Source organism: Brachybacterium sp. Marseille-Q7125 (assembly GCF_023062615.1).
In the GTDB taxonomy this organism is placed as follows: domain Bacteria; phylum Actinomycetota; class Actinomycetes; order Actinomycetales; family Dermabacteraceae; genus Brachybacterium.
This window is the reverse complement of sequence record NZ_JALLAL010000028.1, coordinates 1-17,005: the sequence shown is the minus strand read 5'-3', so window position 1 is coordinate 17,005 and position 17,005 is coordinate 1. Positions and strand designations below refer to the sequence as shown.

17 protein-coding genes are annotated in these 17,005 nt (G+C 70.8%); 10 read left to right on the top strand and 7 right to left on the bottom strand.

The genetic code is table 11. From position 1 onward, the window contains the following. Positions 1–37: 37 nt before the first annotated feature. Positions 38–520 carry a phage holin family protein gene (locus tag MU407_RS08465; protein WP_246956687.1) on the bottom strand — a complete coding sequence of 161 codons (483 nt, stop codon included), beginning with the start codon at positions 518–520 and terminating at the stop codon, positions 38–40. Between the two features lie 63 nt (positions 521–583). Continuing rightward, positions 584–1,771, bottom strand: coding sequence for a LacI family DNA-binding transcriptional regulator (locus MU407_RS08460; protein ID WP_246956685.1), 1,188 nt, complete (start codon positions 1,769–1,771; stop codon positions 584–586). Positions 1,772–1,905: 134 nt separating this feature from the next. Here MU407_RS08460 and MU407_RS08455 point away from each other — a divergent pair, with 134 nt between their 5' ends. The 3 genes from MU407_RS08455 to MU407_RS08445 all read left to right on the top strand — a co-directional run bounded on the left by MU407_RS08455 (position 1,906) and on the right by MU407_RS08445 (position 4,795). Further along, positions 1,906–3,264 (top strand): sensor histidine kinase, encoded by a 1,359-nt coding sequence (locus tag MU407_RS08455; protein WP_246956683.1) that lies wholly within the window; start codon positions 1,906–1,908, stop codon positions 3,262–3,264. Then, positions 3,261–3,917, top strand: coding sequence for a response regulator transcription factor (locus tag MU407_RS08450; protein WP_102237090.1), 657 nt, complete (start codon positions 3,261–3,263; stop codon positions 3,915–3,917). Before MU407_RS08455 ends, MU407_RS08450 begins: the two co-directional genes overlap by 4 nt. A 170-nt stretch (positions 3,918–4,087) precedes the next feature. Further along, entirely contained in the window at positions 4,088–4,795 is a 708-nt protein-coding gene (locus tag MU407_RS08445) for a DUF4097 family beta strand repeat-containing protein (protein ID WP_246956682.1), read from the top strand. On the opposite strand, the gene acs is transcribed toward MU407_RS08445, so the two are convergent. The 3 genes from acs to MU407_RS08430 all read right to left on the bottom strand — a co-directional run bounded on the left by acs (position 4,779) and on the right by MU407_RS08430 (position 7,948). Beyond that, positions 4,779–6,758, bottom strand: a complete 1,980-nt coding sequence (acs, locus tag MU407_RS08440) for an acetate--CoA ligase (RefSeq protein ID WP_246956681.1) — start codon at positions 6,756–6,758, stop codon at positions 4,779–4,781. The genes MU407_RS08445 and acs overlap by 17 nt on opposite strands. A gap of 201 nt (positions 6,759–6,959) precedes the next feature. Continuing rightward, positions 6,960–7,754, bottom strand: coding sequence for a hypothetical protein (locus MU407_RS08435; RefSeq protein WP_158239499.1), 795 nt, complete (start codon positions 7,752–7,754; stop codon positions 6,960–6,962). After that, positions 7,754–7,948 carry a ribbon-helix-helix domain-containing protein gene (locus MU407_RS08430; protein WP_246956680.1) on the bottom strand — a complete coding sequence of 65 codons (195 nt, stop codon included), beginning with the start codon at positions 7,946–7,948 and terminating at the stop codon, positions 7,754–7,756. Before MU407_RS08430 ends, MU407_RS08435 begins: the two co-directional genes overlap by 1 nt. A 111-nt stretch (positions 7,949–8,059) precedes the next feature. Here MU407_RS08430 and MU407_RS08425 point away from each other — a divergent pair, with 111 nt between their 5' ends. Genes MU407_RS08425 through MU407_RS08415 form a run of 3 tightly spaced genes read left to right on the top strand, consistent with a single transcriptional unit; the run spans position 8,060 to position 11,117 of the window. Then, positions 8,060–9,187, top strand: a complete 1,128-nt coding sequence (locus MU407_RS08425) for an NADH:flavin oxidoreductase/NADH oxidase (RefSeq protein ID WP_246956679.1) — start codon at positions 8,060–8,062, stop codon at positions 9,185–9,187. Next, positions 9,184–10,002 (top strand): SDR family NAD(P)-dependent oxidoreductase, encoded by an 819-nt coding sequence (locus MU407_RS08420; protein WP_246956678.1) that lies wholly within the window; start codon positions 9,184–9,186, stop codon positions 10,000–10,002. Before MU407_RS08425 ends, MU407_RS08420 begins: the two co-directional genes overlap by 4 nt. Further along, complete coding sequence (locus MU407_RS08415) at positions 9,999–11,117, top strand: AMP-binding protein (RefSeq protein WP_246956677.1); 1,119 nt, start codon at positions 9,999–10,001, stop codon at positions 11,115–11,117. Before MU407_RS08420 ends, MU407_RS08415 begins: the two co-directional genes overlap by 4 nt. Here the strand turns inward: MU407_RS08415 and MU407_RS08410 are convergent. Together MU407_RS08410 and MU407_RS08405 are read right to left on the bottom strand one after the other, a co-directional pair. Further along, positions 11,098–12,492: an L-serine ammonia-lyase gene (locus MU407_RS08410; RefSeq protein ID WP_246956675.1), complete on the bottom strand. Its 1,395-nt coding sequence runs from the start codon at positions 12,490–12,492 to the stop codon at positions 11,098–11,100. The two genes, MU407_RS08415 and MU407_RS08410, sit on opposite strands and share 20 nt — an antisense overlap. Before the next feature lie 54 nt (positions 12,493–12,546). Then, on the bottom strand, positions 12,547–14,100 hold the full coding sequence (locus MU407_RS08405; RefSeq protein ID WP_246956674.1) for a DEAD/DEAH box helicase: 1,554 nt from the start codon (positions 14,098–14,100) through the stop codon (positions 12,547–12,549). Between the two features lie 68 nt (positions 14,101–14,168). On the opposite strand from MU407_RS08405, the gene panD reads away from it, so the two are divergent. The 4 genes from panD (at position 14,169) to MU407_RS08385 (ending at position 16,898) form a co-directional block, all read left to right on the top strand. Beyond that, the gene (gene panD / locus MU407_RS08400) at positions 14,169–14,594 is read left to right on the top strand and encodes an aspartate 1-decarboxylase (protein WP_246956673.1); all 426 of its coding nucleotides are present in this window, start codon (positions 14,169–14,171) and stop codon (positions 14,592–14,594) included. Further along, the gene (locus MU407_RS08395) at positions 14,594–15,526 is read left to right on the top strand and encodes an AEC family transporter (protein WP_246956672.1); all 933 of its coding nucleotides are present in this window, start codon (positions 14,594–14,596) and stop codon (positions 15,524–15,526) included. Before panD ends, MU407_RS08395 begins: the two co-directional genes overlap by 1 nt. Positions 15,527–15,888: 362 nt before the next feature. Next, on the top strand, positions 15,889–16,197 hold the full coding sequence (locus MU407_RS08390) for a transposase (RefSeq protein ID WP_246956671.1): 309 nt from the start codon (positions 15,889–15,891) through the stop codon (positions 16,195–16,197). Beyond that, positions 16,194–16,898, top strand: a complete 705-nt coding sequence (locus MU407_RS08385; RefSeq protein ID WP_246956670.1) for an IS3 family transposase — start codon at positions 16,194–16,196, stop codon at positions 16,896–16,898. Before MU407_RS08390 ends, MU407_RS08385 begins: the two co-directional genes overlap by 4 nt. Positions 16,899–17,005 lie beyond the last annotated feature (107 nt).

Below are 17,005 nucleotides of genomic sequence, written 5' to 3'. Positions count from 1 at the left end.
ACGCTGCGCCCGGCGCGGGCGCTGCGGCTGGCCGCCCTCACTCGGCGCGGGCGGAGACCTGCTTGCCGTACAGCTCCTCGAAGGTGTCGTCGTAGGTCACGGCGTTGCGGCGCCGCTTGCCCTGGACGGCATCGACGATGTTCTTGGAGGTGTCGATCGTGGTCTGCGGGGCCTGCAGCTTCTTGAACGCCAGGAAGGCGACGAGGCCGGCGATCGCACTCAGGAGAATGAACACGCCCGCGACGATGAGGAAAGCGCCCCAGGACGGCAGGCCCAGCGCCTGCAGGCCGGTGGCGGCAGCGAACAGCAGCATCACCCAGGCCGACAGCAGCAGGAACAGCAGCACCGCGGCGCAGCCAGCGATGATGCCGATCTTGATGCCGAGGGCGGTGAACTCCTTCTTGGCGATGTCGATCTCGTGATGGACGACGCCGAGGAGCTCGTCGCGGATGGACTGGACGAGCTCGCCGATGGACCGCTGGGTGGGCGGCGTGCTCGGGTCGTTCGTGGTGTTGATCATGCCGGGAAGCCTATCTCAGGGTGTCGGGGTCGGTGATCGTGCCGTCCACGAGGTCGGCGGTGCTCAGTCCACGCTGATGCGCTTGCGGCGCACCGTCTCGGGGCGGGGGCCGGCGGAAGTGGTGCGACGCGCCACCAGGGACGGAGCCACGGCCACGTCACGGGCAGGACCATCATGCCCGGAGATCCGCTCCACCAGATGCTGGGCGGCGAGCGCCCCCAGTCGGCTGGAGTTCGGATCCACACTGGTCAGCTCTGCAATGCCGGAGGAGGCAAGGGACGTGTTGCCGTAGCCGGCCACGGCGAGGGATTCCGGAACCGCGTAGCCCGCCTCCGCAGCGGCAGCCAGCACACCGATCGCGCTGACGTCGTTGGAGCAGGTCACGGCGGTGGGGACCTTGGAGCCGCGCAGCAGCATCGACCCGGCGGTCTGCCCCACCTGCTCGGTGAAGTCACCGGGCTCGACGCGGGCGATATCTCCCAGGCCATGACGCTCCATGGCCTTGCGGAACGCTTCGGCGCGTTCGCGCGCCACTTCCGCGCCGACACCGCCGACGTGGGCGATCTCGCGGTGGCCGAGGCCCACCAGGTGGTCGACCAGCAGCCCCTGGCCCACTTCGTCGTCGATCCGGACGGTGTCGAAGCGGCCCGCCAGGGAGCGGGAGCAGCCGATGCCCACGAGCGGCCGGCTGCCGGTGGCCTCCAGGACATGATCCATGTCCGCGAGGTCGGAGATCATGAGGAAGCCGTCCACCCCCAGGTGCACGAGGTTCTCGATGGCGTCAGTGTCCGCAGCCACCGGGTACTCAGGGACGCGGCGGCGGGTGGGGACCACGACGACGGTGCGGCCGGTGGCGGTCAGCTCGATGCGGATGGAGCGCACGAGATCGGAGATCCACGTGTTGCGCATGGTGTTGACCAGCACGGCGACGACGCCACGGTGCTCGGTCTCCTCGCTGAGCTCGTCGAGGGGGAAGTGCAGGCGCTCTGCCGCTTCCCGCACCCGGGTGGCCATCTGCGGTTTGATCTCCGCTGCGCCGCGCAGGGCGCGCAGCGCGACGGCGCTGGAGATGCCCAGGGAGTCGGCCACATCGCGGAGGGTTCCGCGCTCCTGGCCGTCGGAGATCATCTGCTCCTGGGTGCGGCGCAGGTTGTCGATCATCTGGCCGCTGCTGCCGTCCTCGGTGGCGGCGCGAGAGGTATCGGAGACGGGGTCGACGTGGTCGTCGGATGCGTGGGCGTCACTGCTCATGGGACCCATTGAACCGCATCCGCCGCCGCGGCGCGGCTCACCTCGACGAGATCACGTTATGGGGGTTTCCCCCCGCCTTCGCCGCGGGGCCTACACCGTGCTGTGCCCCCGACGCGAGGGCCTAGGGTCATCTCATGCAGTCCGTCACCGCCCAGGCGCCGGTTCCCCGTCGGCCGCGCGTGAATGCCGCCGCCCTCGCCGCGGTGGTAGTCGGCGGAGCGCTCGCGATCACGTGGCTGCCGCTGAGCCTGGTGCTGCTGCTCGGCGGTCTCAGCTCGCTGCCGGCGCTGGGTGCGGGCGTGCTGCTGCTCGCGCCCTGGCTCGCCGTGATGATTCCGGTGGTTCGCGTGGAGCGGCGCCGTGCGGTCGCGATCCACGGCATCACCGTCATCCTGCCGCCCCGTCTCCGCTCGACGCGGCACGGGATGGGGCGGGTGCTGCAGGATGTCTGGTTCGAGTTGGGCAGCGGAGCGTTCTGGCGCGGGGTGCTGCATCACCATCTGAGCCTGCTCATCAGCGGTGCCTTCGCGGTGAGCGCTGCAGGGCTGCTGTGGATCGGGTGGAGCGCGGTGGATCTCGCCCTGCTGTACGAGAGTGTGACGCTGCTGGGCCGCGAGGTGGGTCGGCCCGGGCTGGGGCTGATCGGCTTCAGCGCGGTGCTGCTCGCCGCGGGGACGCTCGTGCTGGGAGCCCTGGCCGACCGGGGGCTGGCGCGGGGGCTGATCTCCGGTTCCGAGGAGGATCTGCGTGAGCAGGTGGCGGAGATGTCCGCGCGGCGCCGCGGCGCGGTGGATGCCGCCGCCCAGGAGCGGCTGCGCATCGAGCGGGATCTGCATGACGGGGTGCAGCCGCGCCTGGTGAATCTCGCGATGACGCTGGGGCTGGCCCGCTCGGCGATCCGCAGCGACCCCGCGCGGGCCGAGACCCTGATCGGTGAGGCGCATGCGGAGGCCAAGTCAGTGATGACAGATCTGCGCCAGCTGGCCCGCGGCATCCACCCCGCGGTCCTCACCGACCGCGGGCTCGATGCGGCGCTGTCGGCCCTGGCGGCCCGCTCCCGGGTGCCGGTCCAGCTGGAGGTCTCCCTGCTGCCGCCCGACCGCACGGGTCTGGATCGAGAACGTGAGGCGGTCGCCTATTTCCTGGTTGCTGAGGCGCTCACCAATGTCGCCAAGCACGCCGGGGCCAACGCGGTGCAGGTCACGGTGCGCGAGGATGACTCGACGCTGCACGTGCGGATCCGCGATGACGGCCGCGGCGGGGCGCGGGTGCACCGTGACGGACAGTCCACCGGCCTCGCGGGCCTGACCGACCGGGTGCGCGCCACCGGCGGCTATCTGGAGGTCACCTCCCCGCCGGGCGGCGGCACCGTTCTGCAGGCCACCCTTCCCACCGGCGATGTGGAGCCCTCCGCCCCGCGCCGCCCTGCCCCTCCCGCGGCCGTCGCTGCGCCGCCGGCCGCCCGCCCCACCGCTGAGGAGATGCCCCGATGAGGATCGTGATCGCCGACGATGCCGTGCTGCTGCGCGCGGGTCTAGAACGGCTTCTGACCGAGGCCGGCCACGAGGTGGTCGCGGCGGTCGGCGATGCGACGGCGCTGCTCGCTGCGGTGTCTGATCATCAGCCGGATCTGGCCGTGATCGATGTGCGCATGCCGCCCACGTTCACCGATGAGGGCGTCAAGGCCGCCACCCTGATCCGCGCCCAAAACCCGCGGGTGCGTCTGCTGGTGCTGTCCCAGTACGTCGAGGAGCGCTACGCCTCCGAGCTGATCGCCGACTCCCCCGTCGGGCTGGGCTATGTGCTCAAGGACCGGGTGGCCGATGTCGATGATTTCCTGGGCGTGGTGCAGGACGTCGGCGCGGGCGGCACGTGGCTCGACCCGGAGGTGGTCCAGCAGATCTTCGTGCGGTCCCGGCAGCGCCGCACCCTGGAGTCCCTCACCCCGCGGGAGCGGGAGGTCCTCACCCTCATGGCGCAGGGCCGCTCCAATCAGGCGATCGCCGAGACACTATTCGTCTCTGCCGGCAGTGTGGAGAAGCACATCTCCTCCCTGCTGCTGAAGCTCGATCTGCCCCCGGTTGAGGGCGAGAACCGTCGGGTGATGGCGGTGCTGCGCTACCTGGAGTCCGAGGACCGGTCATGAGTACCCCGCCCCGGGAACCACTCGGCCCGGCAGCAACCGCACCCGCTGATCCCTCCGGGACCGATGCCCGATCGCCCGCACCCGCTGCCCCGTCGGCCACTCCGGGCGCGCCACCGGCCCGCCTCGAGCCTGCCCGGCGCCTCGGCCCCCGCCCGACGACCGACCGGGCCGTGCGCACAGCGACCATCGCGACGGCACTCGCCCTGGTCGGGCTGCTGGTGGTCGGGCTGCTGGCGGCGAGCCTGATCGCCCGCCAGGAGGGAGCGCGCTTCACCGATGTGCCGGCCGTGGTCATGCTCGGGGCACCGGAGAGCCTCACGCTGCGCTCGGATCTCGGGACGGTGCGCGTGCTCGCGAGCCCCGCGGTCACGGAGGTGACGGCGGCACTGGTCGAGCCCGGGCAGACGCAGCCGCCCGCTGCGGACGAGCTGGTCCGTGCCTCGATCAGCGTCACCGGCGATGCAGCGCATCCCGCCCTCGAGATCGCTCAGCCGGGGCGCATCAGCACCCTGCCCGGCCACGCCGGGCCGCGGGATGTGCTGCTGCTGATCCCCGCCGGGCAGGCACCGGACCTGACGGTCCTCGCCGACCTCGGCGATGTGGAGATCAGCGGTGTTCCCACCGAGCATCTGGAGGCGCGCACCGATACGGGAGATGTCGCGGTGCAGCTGCCGAGTGGGGCGCAGGGCACCGCGGACGTCACCGCGGACCTGGGCAATGTGACCGTACGGATCGCCGGTGATGCCACCTGGGAGGTGGAGGCCACGACCGACCTCGGCGATGTGCGCGTGGACCCCGCGATACGCAGTGCGGAGGGCACCCCGGTGGGCACCCTCCGCGCACGCTCGGATCTGGGGGACGTCACCGTTTCCCGCTGAGCCCCTGCTGGATCAGGTCCATCACGGACGCATCGGCGAGAGTCTGAGTGTCCCCGACCTCACGATTTTCGGCCACATCGCGCAGCAGACGGCGCATGATCTTACCGGAGCGGGTCTTGGGCAGCTCGCTGACCAGCAGCACCTTCTTGGGCTTGGCGATCGGGCCGATCTCGGCCCCCACATGGGCGCGCAGCAGCTCGGGCACCTTCTGCTCGCCTCCCGCCTCGGCGATCGCCTCCTCGGAGCCGGAGCGCAGGATCACGAAGGCGACCGGGGCCTGGCCGGTGGTGTCGTCGCTTGCGCCCACCACCGCGGCCTCCGCCACCCACTCGTGGCTGACCAGCGCGGATTCGATCTCCATGGTGGACAGGCGATGCCCGGAGACGTTCATGACGTCATCCACCCGGCCGAGCAGCCAGATGTCCCCGTCCTCGTCCTTCTTCGCGCCGTCGCCCGCGAAGTAGGCGCCGGGGAAGCGCGACCAGTAGGTGTCCTGGAACCGCTCCGGATCACCCCAGATACCCCGCAGCATGGCGGGCCACGGCTCAGTGATCACGAGGTAGCCGCCCTCGCCGTTGTTCACAGACTCCCCGGCGTCGTTGATGACGTCGACGCTGATGCCGGGCAGCGGCACCTGGGCGGAGCCGGGCTTGGTGTCGGTGATGCCCGGCAGCGGCGAGATCATGATGCCGCCGGTCTCGGTCTGCCACCAGGTGTCCACGATGGGGCAGCGGTCGGCGCCGATGACGCGGCGGTACCACATCCAGGCCTCAGGGTTGATGGCCTCCCCGACGGTGCCGAGCAGGCGCAGGGAGCTGAGGTCGAACTTCGCCGGGATGTCCTCGCCCCACTTCATGGCGGTGCGGATCGCGGTGGGCGAGGAGTAGAACTGGGTCACGCCGTACTTCTCGACGATCTCCCACCAGCGGCCCTGGTGCGGGGTGTCCGGGGTGCCCTCGTAGATCACCTGGGTGGAGCGGTTGGCCATCGGCCCGTACACCACATACGTGTGCCCGGTGATCCAGCCGACGTCCGCGGTGCACCAGTACACGTCGGTCTTGGGCTTGAGGTCGAAGACATTGCGGTGGGTGTAGGCGGCCTGGGTGAGGTACCCGCCGGTGGTGTGCACAATGCCCTTGGGCTTTCCGGTGGTGCCGGAGGTGTAGAGGATGAACAGCGGATGCTCGGCCTCGACGAACACCGGCTCATGCTCGGTCGAGGCGTTCTCGCGCGCCTCGTGCCACCACACGTCACGGCCCTCAGTCCACTCCACGCCGCCGCCGGTGCGGCGCACCACCAGCACGTGCTTCACGCTCTCGCCGCCACCGGCGAGCGCGGCATCCACGGCGGGCTTGAGCGGCAGCTGCTTGCCGCGGCGGTTCTGCCCATCGGCGGTGATGACGACCTTCGCCTCGGCGTCCTCGATACGGCTGCGCAGCGCTTCAGCGCTGAAGCCACCGAAGACCACCGAGTGGGGGGCGCCGATGCGGGCGCAGGCGAGCATCGCGAAGACGGCCTCGGGGACCATCGGCAGATAGATCGCGACGCGGTCTCCGGTGGTCACGCCGAGGTCCTGCAGAACATTCGCCATGCGGGAGATCTCGTCCTTGACCTCCGCGTAGGTGAAGGACGCATCGGAGCCGTCCTCATACTCGGCCAGCAGGGCCACCTGCTTGCCATGCCCAGCCTCGACGTGGCGGTCCACGCAGTTGTACGCGGCGTTCAGCGTGCCGTCGGCGAACCAGCGGGCGAACGGCGGGTTGGACCAGTCCAGGACTTCGGTGAACTTCTTCTTCCAGCTCAGCAGGTGGGCGCGGGAGGCCCAGAAGGCCTCACGGTCGCGCTGCGCCTCTTCGTACAGGCGGGGGCGGGCCACCGCGTCCTGCACGAAGGAGCTGGGTGGGGAGAAGGTGCGGGTCTCCTGGGAGAGGTTCTCGATCCCGGTGACGGCGTCGTCGGACATCTGCGCTCCTGCATCGTCGGTCCCGTGGCACGGGACAGGTCGGTCGAGCTCACCGTATCGCAGGAGACCCACGTCACGCGCATTCTGGACACTCCTCGGATGGCTGCCGGGCACCGTGCCAGGAGGCCGCCGGTGCGACAGGCCGACGGTGCGACAGAGCGCCGACGGCGCCGCCCGGGTGGATCGGCGCCGCCGGGGCACTCAGACATCCGAACGGGGGTGGATCTCCAGGTGCTCGCCGTCGGGGTCGGTGAGGTGGACGGCGCGCAGGCCGTGCTCGTCGACCACCCGGGCCGGATATCCGGAGGCTGTGAGGCGCTCCGCGAGGGATGCGAGATCCTCGGAGGTCTCCAGGCCCAGACGGACCAGGAGCGAGGGGCCGAGCTCGGAGCCGACGTCCCGGGTGCGCTCGACCTCGGCGCCGGGGCCGTGCAGACCGAGGGCACCGGCCCCGGGGGCGCCGAGGGAGCGGTACCACTCATCGCCCTCCCCCTCCGCTCGCAGGCCGATCTGCTGTGCCCAGGCCTGGTCGGCGTCCATGTCCGGACTGTCCAGCACGCCGACCACCCGCAGGCGCTCATCGGCTCCGGTGCCCGGATGCCCCTGGTAGCCGTAGAGATCCTGCTGCTTTTCATTGAGGGCCACGACCTCCCCGCCGGGCAGCCGCAGCGCTCCCTGCCTGCCGTAGCTCTCGTCCCAGACCTCCGCGTCGAGACCGCGTTCGACGAGCACGCGGGCGGCTTCATCGGCCGAGTCCACCATGAGGCACAGATCGGTGGTGCCGCTGTGGGCACGGGTCTCGCTGCCGGCGGCGGCGTGCACCAGGACACGCCCTCCTCCGCCCGCGACGAGCTCGGCGAAGTTATCCCCCTGCGTGGTCACCACGTCGGCGAGACCGAGGGTGCGCAGGAAGGCGATCATCTGCGCGGGCTGATCGCTGAAGCGCAGCGGCATGATGGCGAACTGCGGGGCGGTGCTGGCGGGGGTCGTATTCATCAGTGGTTCCCCTTCCGGGTGGCATGAAACAGCGGGGTGGTGAGGTGGTGGCGCAGCGCCTGTTCGACCAGGGCGCTGAGTGAGGTGCTCTCGTCGATCGCGCGGTGCTTGACCGCGGTGATGAGGTCCCTGGGGAGGTAGACGTTGAACTGGGCTTTAGGGGTCTGAGCGGCAGTGCTCGATGAATCTGCCATGCGAGCATGCTAGCAATCTATTTTCGGCGCGGTCAACAGTCTCGTCACGACGCGGTCCCGCCCCCTGCCAATGCCCCTCCCACCTGGTACGGGCGTTACCGTAGAGCCACCATGATCTCCCCGGTCCGCGCCGCACGCCCCACCCCGGCTGCTCCTCCTCCCGCCCTCGTGGCCCCTGCCCGCCTGCGCACGCTCGAGATGCGCAACCGCATCTGGCTGGCCCCCATGTGCCAGTACATGGTCGAGACCCGCGACGGTGTTCCCACCGACTGGCACCTCATGCACCTCGGAGCTCGGGCCGCCGGGGGCTTTGGACTGCTCATCACCGAGGCGACGGCCGTGACCCCCAGCGGACGGATCAGCCCGCAGGACGTCGGCATCTGGAACGACGAGCAGGTCACCGCGTGGCGCCGGATCACGGACTTCTGCCACGCCCAGGGGGCGGCGATGGCGGTGCAGCTGGCGCATGCTGGCCGCAAAGCCTCCACCTGGCCCGCACTGCCGCAGTTCGCATCCCGCCGCGGCTCGATCCCCGAGTTCGCCGGCGGCTGGCATCCGGTGGGGCCGACGGGTGAGCCGTTCCCCGGCCTGGAAGTGCCCGATGCCCTCACCGTCGCCCAGATCGGCGAGCTGGTGGAAGACTTCGCCGCGGCGACCGACCGGGCCCTGGCCGCCGGATTCGATGCCATCGAGCTGCACTTCGCCCACGGCTACCTGGTCCACGAATTCCTCTCGCCACTGGTGAACACCCGCACCGATGCCTACGGCGGCGATGCCGCGGGACGGCACCGCCTGGCCCTCGAGATCACCACCGCGGTGCGCGAGCGCTGGCCGGGGGATCGTCCGCTGATCGTGCGACTGTCCGCGACGGACTGGATCGACGGCGGCTGGGATGTGCAGCAGTCGATCGCCCTGGCCCGGGAGCTCGAGCAGCTGGGGGTGGATGCGCTGCATATCTCCACCGGTGGGGCGGTCAGCGCCGATATCACCGCGGTCCCCGAGTATCAGGTGGGCTTCGCCCGCGCCCTGCGCGATGCGGTCGACGTGCCCGTCGCGGCCGTCGGGATCATCACCGAACCCACCGCGGCCCAGGCGATCCTCGACCGCGGGGATGCGGACTTCATCGCCGTGGGCCGCGTGGCGCTGCGCGAGCCGTCCTGGCCCCAGCGCGCCGCCCACGAGCTCGGGGTGCGCGATGCGTCCTTCTATCCCGGGCCGTACCACCGGGGGATGTGGTGAGTCCCGCGCGCCGGGCCGCCCTGCCGCCCGGCCCGGTGCTGGTCACGGGAGCCACCGGCGGCGTGGGGGTGCCGCTGGTGCTGCAGCTGGCGAAGCGCGGCCATCACCTCGTGCTGAGCGGCCGCGACCGCGCCCGGCTCGACCAACTCTCCGAGCAGGTGCGTGAGCGCGGCGGCAGCGCTGTGGTGCGCCCGGCGGATCTGCGCGATGCCACACAGGTCCAGCAGCTGGTGGAGCAGGTGCTCGCTGCGGATGGGGTCCCCGCCGCGGTCATCTCCCTGGCCGGGCATTCCATCCATCGGCCCCTGGTCGCCTCCCTGGATCGCCCCCATGACCTCGAACGCCTCACGGGCACGAACCTGCTGGGCCCCGCCCGGTTGATCCTGGGGCTGCTCGGACCGATGGGCGAGCGCGGCAGCGGAACGGTCATCGCGGTCACGAGCGCCACCGCGCGCATCCCCGCCCCCGGCTGGGCCGCCTACGGGGCGAGCAAAGCGGGCCTGGACGCCTGGCTGCGAGCGATCCGCCCAGAGGCCGCCCGCGGCGGGGTGCGCATTGCGATCATTGAGCTGCCGCTCGTGGCGACCGCGATGGCAGCTCCGACCTACGGCAGTGCACCGCGCGGTGCCCTCTCCCCCGAGCAGGCCGCGGCGCGGGTGCTGCGAGCCCTGGATCGTCCGCTCACGCTCGTCTCCCCCGCCTGGGCGCGCACCGGGGCGGTGCTCTCTCAGGCGGCTCCCGCCCTCGCGGCACACACCACCGGGATCGCCGGGGCCTGGGTGACGCGCCTTAGCCGCCGGGAGGTGCGCCGATGAGAAGGCGGGGCATCGGCACCGTGGTTCGGCGGCGCCTCGCGTTGCGGCCCGGGCGCGTCGTGCTCGTGGATCGTGAGGGCACGCTGCGGGCCGGAGACCTGCTGGACCTGGTGCGGCTGCGACGCGCCACCCCCGGCTCGAGCCCGCACTCGGTTCCGCTCGGTTTGGCGGATCTGCCGGCCACCGCTCCCCTGCGCCAGGTGCTCGTCACGGCGCTCGCGGCCGATGGGGAGCTGCTGCTGCGCTCGAGCGGCACCACGCTGGGGCAGCCGCGCCTGCAGCGCCGCGGCCCGCTGAGCGCCAAGCAGCTGGTGATGCTGCTGGATCTGGCGCGCCGCGTGGGACTGCGGCCGGGCCGCACCGTCGCGAGCGCCGCCCCGGGCGTGCACGGGCACGGCCTGCAGGTGGCGCTCGGCGCGCTCGGTCTCGGCGCGGTGCTCGTGGACCTCAGCCACCTGCCGTCCCGCCCACGCATCGAGCTGCTGCACCGCACCAGCCCGGATCTGCTGACCGGCGTGCCGGTGCATCTGTCCGACGTGCTCACAGCGGACCTCGAGCACGCCGCGAAGCGTTCCCTGCGCATCCCCCGCGTGATCTCCGGCTCCGATCGCCTGGATGATGAGCTGCGCGCCGATCTGACCCGGCGCTTCCGCGCCCGGGTCCATGACGTCTACGGCACTTCGGAGACCGGCAGCCTCACCGTCGACGGCAAGCCTCTGCGCGGAGTGCGGATCCGCGAGAGCGACGGGCTGCTGCACGTGCGCTCCCCCTTCACCGCGGGCCGCGAGATCGTCACCGACCGCGGGGAGGTCACTGCCCGGTGCCGGGTCGTGGTGCAGGGACGGGCCGATGGGCAGATCTCCTCCGGCGGCATGCTGCACCATCCGCATGAGGTGGCCTGGCTGCTGCATGAACGCCCCGGGGTGCGCGCGGCACAGCTGCGCGCGGTGCCCGATGCGCGGTTCGGGCTGCGCACCATCGCGGAGGTGGAGCTCGGCGAGCTGCCGGCCGGCGTGGACCCGCCCACCGCTGAGGAGCTGAGGGCGCTGATCCATGACCGGCTGGGCCCCGCGGCGGTGCCGCGGCAGATCCTCCTCAGCACTCGGGAAGACTGACCGGCACCGCCGTGACGGCGAGCCCGCCCATCGCGGTCTCCTTGTAGCGGTCGGACATGTCCTTGCCGGTCTGCCGCATCGTCTCGATCACGGTGTCCAGGGACACGAAGTGCTCCCCGGTGCCGCGCAGGGCGAAGCGGGCGGCGGTGATCGCCTTGACCGCCGCCATGGCATTGCGCTCGATGCACGGCACCTGCACCAGCCCGCCCACCGGATCGCAGGTCAGCCCCAGGTTGTGTTCCATGGCGATCTCCGCGGCGTTCTCCACCTGGGTGGGCTTGCCGCCCATCGCCTCGCACAGGGCGGCGGCGGCCATCGAGCAGGCCGAGCCGACCTCGCCCTGGCAGCCCACCTCGGCCCCGGAGATCGAGGCGTGCTCCTTGTACAGCGACCCGATCGCCCCGGCGGTCAGCAGGAACCGCACCGCAATCTCCTCGGGGGCAGCGCCCTCGATGTAGGTGGTGGCGTAGTGCAGGACCGCAGGGATGATGCCGGAGGCCCCGTTGGTGGGGGCGGTGACCACGCGGCCACCGGCGGCGTTCTCCTCATTGACCGCGAGCGCCGCGAGGGACACCCATTCGAAGGCGTACACGGGCAGGCGGGAGGGATCCTCAGCGGCGAGGGACTCGCACCAGGAGGCGGCGCGGCGCTGCACATCCAGGCCCCCGGGCAGGGTGCCGGGGGTGCGCATGCCGCGCTCGATGCAGTCCTCCATGGTGCGCCAGATCCGCAGCAGCCCGGTGCGGATCTCCTCCTCGCTGCGCCACTGCCGCTCACGCATCAGCATCGCCTGCCAGATGGAGATGCCGCGGTCCTCGCACACGGCCAGCAGCTCCTTGCCGGTGGTGAACACGGCGCGACCCTCATCCTCGGAGGCGACGTCCGCGATCGGCCGGTCCATATCCTCGGCGCTCACCACGAAACCGCCGCCCACGGAGAACACCTCCTCGCGGCGCAGCTCCTCGCCCTCGGAGTCCAGGGCCACAAAAGCCATGCCATTGGGGTGCTGCGGCAGAACCGTCAGAGGGTGCAGCACGATGGTGGAGGCTCGAAGGCTCACGGGCAGCCGCCCGTCCAGAAGCAGGCCGCCCTCGGCCTCGATCTGGTCCACGCGCTGCAGCCCCGCCACGGGATCCACGGTCTCGGGGTCGTTGCCCTCCAGGCCCATCACGACGGCGCTCATAGTGCCGTGGCCGGCGCCGGTGGCGGCGAGCGAGCCGTACAGGTGCACAGCCACATCGGCGACGCGCGGCCCCAGCTCAGGGTCCGCGAGGATCTCGCGGGCGAACTGTGCGGCAGCGCGCATCGGGCCCACGGTGTGGGAGCTCGAGGGGCCGATGCCGATCTTGAACATGTCGAACGTGCTGACGCTCATCGTGCGGACCTCCTGGGGTGGCGGGGAGAGAACGGGGAGTGGACGGGTTAGGTGTCAGCGGCCGCGCCGACGGGGCGGGCGTCCGCTACGGCCGGTGCTGCTCACGCCGCGGCGAGGGGTGCCGGAGGGGCGCTGGCCGTCTCCGCCGCTGCGGCCGGAGCGCGCGCTGCGGGTGGTGCCGGCGCTCCGTCCCGCGCCGGAGCCGCGTCCACCCGAACCGCTGCCCTGCGCGCCCCGGACGCCCCCACGGCCGCCCCGCGGGGCGGCATCGTCATCCTGCCAGACGGCGCGGCGCTCCTCATTGGCGCGGCGCTCAGCGGCACGGCGCTCATCGGCCCCCCGGCGGCCGCTGAGATCCAGCCGGCGCGGGGCACCCTTGTGCTTGATCGTCGCCGGGTCGGTGACGGACTCACCGGAGGGGGTGCGCCCCCCGATCTCGGCCAGATGCGGATGCTCGGCCGAGGAGACATCCTTAACCCACGTCGGCTCCACCTTCGCGCCCTCCAGGACGCTGCGGGTGCGTCCGGTCTGGTGCGGCAGGGCGAGGGTGACGACTGTGCCGGCGGCGCCGGCGCGGGCGGTGCGACCGGAGCGGTGCACGTACTCCTTGACGCCGTCGGCCGGATCGACGTGGACCACCATGCTGACGTCATCGATGTGCAGGCCGCGGGCGGCCACATCGGTCGCGACGAGCACGTCGAAGGCCCCTTCACGGAATCCGGCCAGAACATTGGTGCGCAGGCCCTGCTGCTTGCTGCCGTGCAGGGCCGCCGCGGCGACACCCACCTCGATGAGCTCCTGCGCCACCCGCTCGGCGCCCAGCTGGGTACGGGTGAACAGCAGGGTCCGGCCCTCACGGGCGGCAAGCTGCGCGGTGACCTCGCGTTTGGCGGCCGGGGCGATCTCCAGCACGTGGTGATCCATCGTGGTCACGGCGGCGCTGACGGGGGTGGTCTCGTGGCTCACGGGATCGACGAGAAACGCGTCGATGATCTGCTGGACCTGCCCATCGAGAGTGGCGGAGAACAGCATCTTCTGGGTGCCCATCTCGATCGCGGCGAGGATGTCCCGCACCTGCGGCAAAAACCCCAGATCCGCCATGTGGTCCGCCTCGTCCACGACGGTGGTCTCCACTGAGTCCAGGCCCAGCTGCCCGCGTTCGGCCAGGTCGATCAGCCGCCCCGGGGTGGCCACGATGATGTGCACGCCGCGGGCCAGGGCCTGCGCCTGCTTGTCGATGTTCATGCCGCCGGCGACGAGCTGCGCGGTGATCCCGACGGCGCGGGCGAAGGGGTGGATGGTGTCCACGACCTGCACGGCGAGCTCGCGCGTGGGCACGAGGACCACGCCCAGGGGGCGCCGACGGTGGACCCGTCGGCCGCGGAACCGCGCGGTCATCGCCAGGGTGAAGGCGAGGGTCTTGCCGGAGCCGGTCTCTGCGCGGGCCAGCACGTCCCGGCCGGCGAGTGCGTCGGGGAGGATCGCGGTCTGGATCGGGAAGGCGCGGCTGAGCCCCTGGTCCTGCAGCACATCCAGCAGCTCCTGCGGCAGCGGCATGTCCTCGAAGGGCTGGGCGCGGCGGGCCGAGCGGCGGCGGGCCTTGGGCATCGTGATCCTCCTGACGAATCGGGCTCCCCCATCATCCAGCATGCGGGATCGATGGGAGAATGCAGGCGATGTTGCGCACTTTCATGACCTCGAAGATTCACCGGGCCACGGTGACGCAGGCAGACCTGCACTACGTGGGCTCGGTGACCATCGACCCCGCGCTCACCGAGGCGGCCGGTCTGCTGGAGAACGAGCAGGTCCACATCGTCGATATCACGAACGGCAACCGCCTGGTCACCTACGTCATCGAGGGCGAGCGCGACAGCGGCGTGATCGGCATCAACGGTGCTGCCGCGCATCTCGTCGAGCCCGGTGACCTCGTGATCATCATGGCCTACGGGCAGCTCGATGAGGCCGAGGCCGCCGCTCACCGCCCCCGCGTGGTGCATGTCGATGAGAAGAACCGCATCGTCGAGCTCGGTGCTGACGGCGCGCAGCCGGTGCCCGGCATGCCGGATCAGATCGACGGACGCACCTCCCGCGGCATGCGCTGATGAGCGGGGTCCTGACGGGCTTTTTCATCGTCTGGGCCCTCATCGGCGTGGGCTGGGTCGTCGGCCGCGCCGGGGTGCTGGGGCCGCACGGGCGGTTCGTGCTGAACCGCACCACCTTCTTCGTCGCCTCCCCTGCCCTGGTGCTCGTGGGGCTGCTCGCCTCAGACCCGGCGGAGGTGCTCTCCCGGCCGATGGCGGTCGCGGGTATCGCGGGGCTGCTGACCGGAGCGCTGCTGGCCGGTGCGGTGCGGCTGCTCACCCGGCGGCGCGGCGCGGACCTCGTGGTCACCGCAATCTCCGGCTCGGTCGTGAACGGCGCGAACATGGGCTTCCCGATCGCGCTGTATGTGCTGGGGGACATCTCCCATGCGATCCCGGTGATCCTCTTCCAGCAGGCGGTGTACACGCCGCTGTATCTGCTCATCCTGCATCGCGTGACCGAGGGCGCCGAGGGGCCGCAGGGCCTTCACGGAGTGCTGCGCTCGATCTTCGCGAACCCCACGATCATCGCCTCCGCCGTGGGGCTCGCCCTGGCCGCGGGCGGGGTGAGCCTGCCGGAGGTAGCACTCGAGCCGGTGCGCTCGCTCGCCGATATGGCGATCCCGGCGATGCTGCTGGCATATGGCCTGTCGCTGCACGGCTCACGGCCCCTGGCCCGCGATGACGGCTACCGCGGGCTGATCGCCGTGGCGTCCGCGACCAAACTGCTGATCATGCCGCTCGTGGCGCTCGGGATCGGACTGCTGCTCGGACTGCGCGGCACAGGGCTGTACGAGGTGGTCGTCATGGCGGCGCTCCCCACCGCGCAGAACGTCTATGTGGCCGCCGCGCGCTACCGAGCCGCCGAGAACCTGGCGCGGGACACTGTGCTGGTGACGACGATCGGCACGGTGCTCGTGCTGCTGGCGGTGTCCGCGCTGCTCGGGGTGTAACGCGCTACCGGCGTCTGACACGCTGTTGGAGGAGCGGAACGGCCGGGAAGCGACGTCGCTCCTCCCCGCCCACACCCGTGCGGTGCGGGTCCCATGGAAAGTCTCGTACTCCGCAACGGCGTGATCGATCAGTGGCCGGGGCTCGAGTAGTAGCGGGACATGAAGTGGAAGAACGCAATCCCTGCCGTCAGGATCACCGGCCCTGCTAGCTGATGAGTGTCTCTACGCCCGCCCCTACGCCAGCGAGGCCGAGCGCCGCGAAGCATTCGCGATCTGGAACCACCGCTACAACTGGGACTGCTGCATGGTCAGGTGACATCTGATCTGGCTTGCCCGCAGGGCGGCCTGGAAGGATGTGCACCATGCCCGCTCCCTACCCCCAGGAGTTCCGTGACGATGTGGTGGCCGTGGCCCGCGCCCGTGAGGACGGTGTCACGATCGCGCAGATCGCGAAGGACTTCGGCGTCCACGAGATGACGTTGCATAAGTGGATGCGCCAAGCCGACATCGACGACGGCAACCGCCCCGGTAGAAGCCGGCAAGAGGCTGACGAGCTGCGCGAGACCCGCAAGCGGATCCGCCTGCTTGAACAGGAGAACGAGGTCCTGCGTTCTGCTGCCGCGTATCTGTCCCAGGCGAACCTGCCGGGAAAAGGTACTACCCGCTCGTGAAAGAGCTCGCCGCTGACGGGATTCCCGTCACGGTGTCCTTGCGGGTCCTGAAGCTCTCCACAGCCCCGTACTACCGGTGGCTCCGCCAGCCCGTGACGCCCACGGAGCTGCGCGAGGCCTACCGCGCCAACGCCCTGCATGACGCTCACCTGGATGACCCCGAGTTCGGCTCCCGCCTCCTGGCCGATGAGGCCGCGGCTGCTGGCGAGAGGATGTGTGATCGCACCGCGTGGAAGATCTGCCACGACAACCAGTGGTTCTCCACGTTCGGCATCAAACGCGGGAAGAACGGCAAACGCCCCGGCCCTGCGGTCCACGACGACCTCGTCGAGCGGGACTTCACCGCCGATGATGTCAACGAACTGTGGCTCACCGAGATTACTGAGCATCCCGCTGACGAAGGCAAGCTCTACCTGTGCGCGGTCAAGGACGCGTTCTCCGGACGGATCGTGGGCTACTCGATCGACTCACGGATGAAAGCCCGCCTGGCCGTAAACGCCCTGAACAGCGCCGCTGCCCGACGCGAGGACGTGGCCGGGTGCATCGTCCACTCCGACCGCGGATCCCAGTTCCGAGCCCGGTCATTCACCCACGCCCTGGACCAGCACCACCTCATCGGCTCCATGGGCCAGGTCGGTGCCGCCGGTGACAACGCGGCAATGGAATCGTTCTTCGCACTACCCTCGGGCTTTCATCGTTGAGGTGTCCGAGGGGTGGTCGTAGACGCGGAAAGGTGCTCCTGACCTGGAAGAATAGGGCTTACTTAGGGTCCAATTCTCCAAGGTCGAAGGAGCACCTTCAGGGTGAA

What these genes read in the sequence shown, in the direction of transcription:
- MU407_RS08465 (WP_246956687.1), bottom strand. Translation starts at nt 520, where the DNA reads ATGATCAACACCACGAACGACCCGAGCACGCCGCCCACCCAGCGGTCC.
- MU407_RS08460 (WP_246956685.1), bottom strand. Translation starts at nt 1,771, where the DNA reads ATGAGCAGTGACGCCCACGCATCCGACGACCACGTCGACCCCGTCTCC.
- MU407_RS08455 (WP_246956683.1), top strand. Translation starts at nt 1,906, where the DNA reads ATGCAGTCCGTCACCGCCCAGGCGCCGGTTCCCCGTCGGCCGCGCGTG.
- MU407_RS08450 (WP_102237090.1), top strand. Translation starts at nt 3,261, where the DNA reads ATGAGGATCGTGATCGCCGACGATGCCGTGCTGCTGCGCGCGGGTCTA.
- acs (WP_246956681.1), bottom strand. Translation starts at nt 6,758, where the DNA reads ATGTCCGACGACGCCGTCACCGGGATCGAGAACCTCTCCCAGGAGACC.
- MU407_RS08435 (WP_158239499.1), bottom strand. Translation starts at nt 7,754, where the DNA reads ATGAATACGACCCCCGCCAGCACCGCCCCGCAGTTCGCCATCATGCCG.
- MU407_RS08430 (WP_246956680.1), bottom strand. Translation starts at nt 7,948, where the DNA reads ATGGCAGATTCATCGAGCACTGCCGCTCAGACCCCTAAAGCCCAGTTC.
- MU407_RS08425 (WP_246956679.1), top strand. Translation starts at nt 8,060, where the DNA reads ATGATCTCCCCGGTCCGCGCCGCACGCCCCACCCCGGCTGCTCCTCCT.
- MU407_RS08415 (WP_246956677.1), top strand. Translation starts at nt 9,999, where the DNA reads ATGAGAAGGCGGGGCATCGGCACCGTGGTTCGGCGGCGCCTCGCGTTG.
- MU407_RS08410 (WP_246956675.1), bottom strand. Translation starts at nt 12,492, where the DNA reads ATGAGCGTCAGCACGTTCGACATGTTCAAGATCGGCATCGGCCCCTCG.
- MU407_RS08405 (WP_246956674.1), bottom strand. Translation starts at nt 14,100, where the DNA reads ATGCCCAAGGCCCGCCGCCGCTCGGCCCGCCGCGCCCAGCCCTTCGAG.
- panD (WP_246956673.1), top strand. Translation starts at nt 14,169, where the DNA reads ATGTTGCGCACTTTCATGACCTCGAAGATTCACCGGGCCACGGTGACG.
- MU407_RS08395 (WP_246956672.1), top strand. Translation starts at nt 14,594, where the DNA reads ATGAGCGGGGTCCTGACGGGCTTTTTCATCGTCTGGGCCCTCATCGGC.
- MU407_RS08390 (WP_246956671.1), top strand. Translation starts at nt 15,889, where the DNA reads ATGCCCGCTCCCTACCCCCAGGAGTTCCGTGACGATGTGGTGGCCGTG.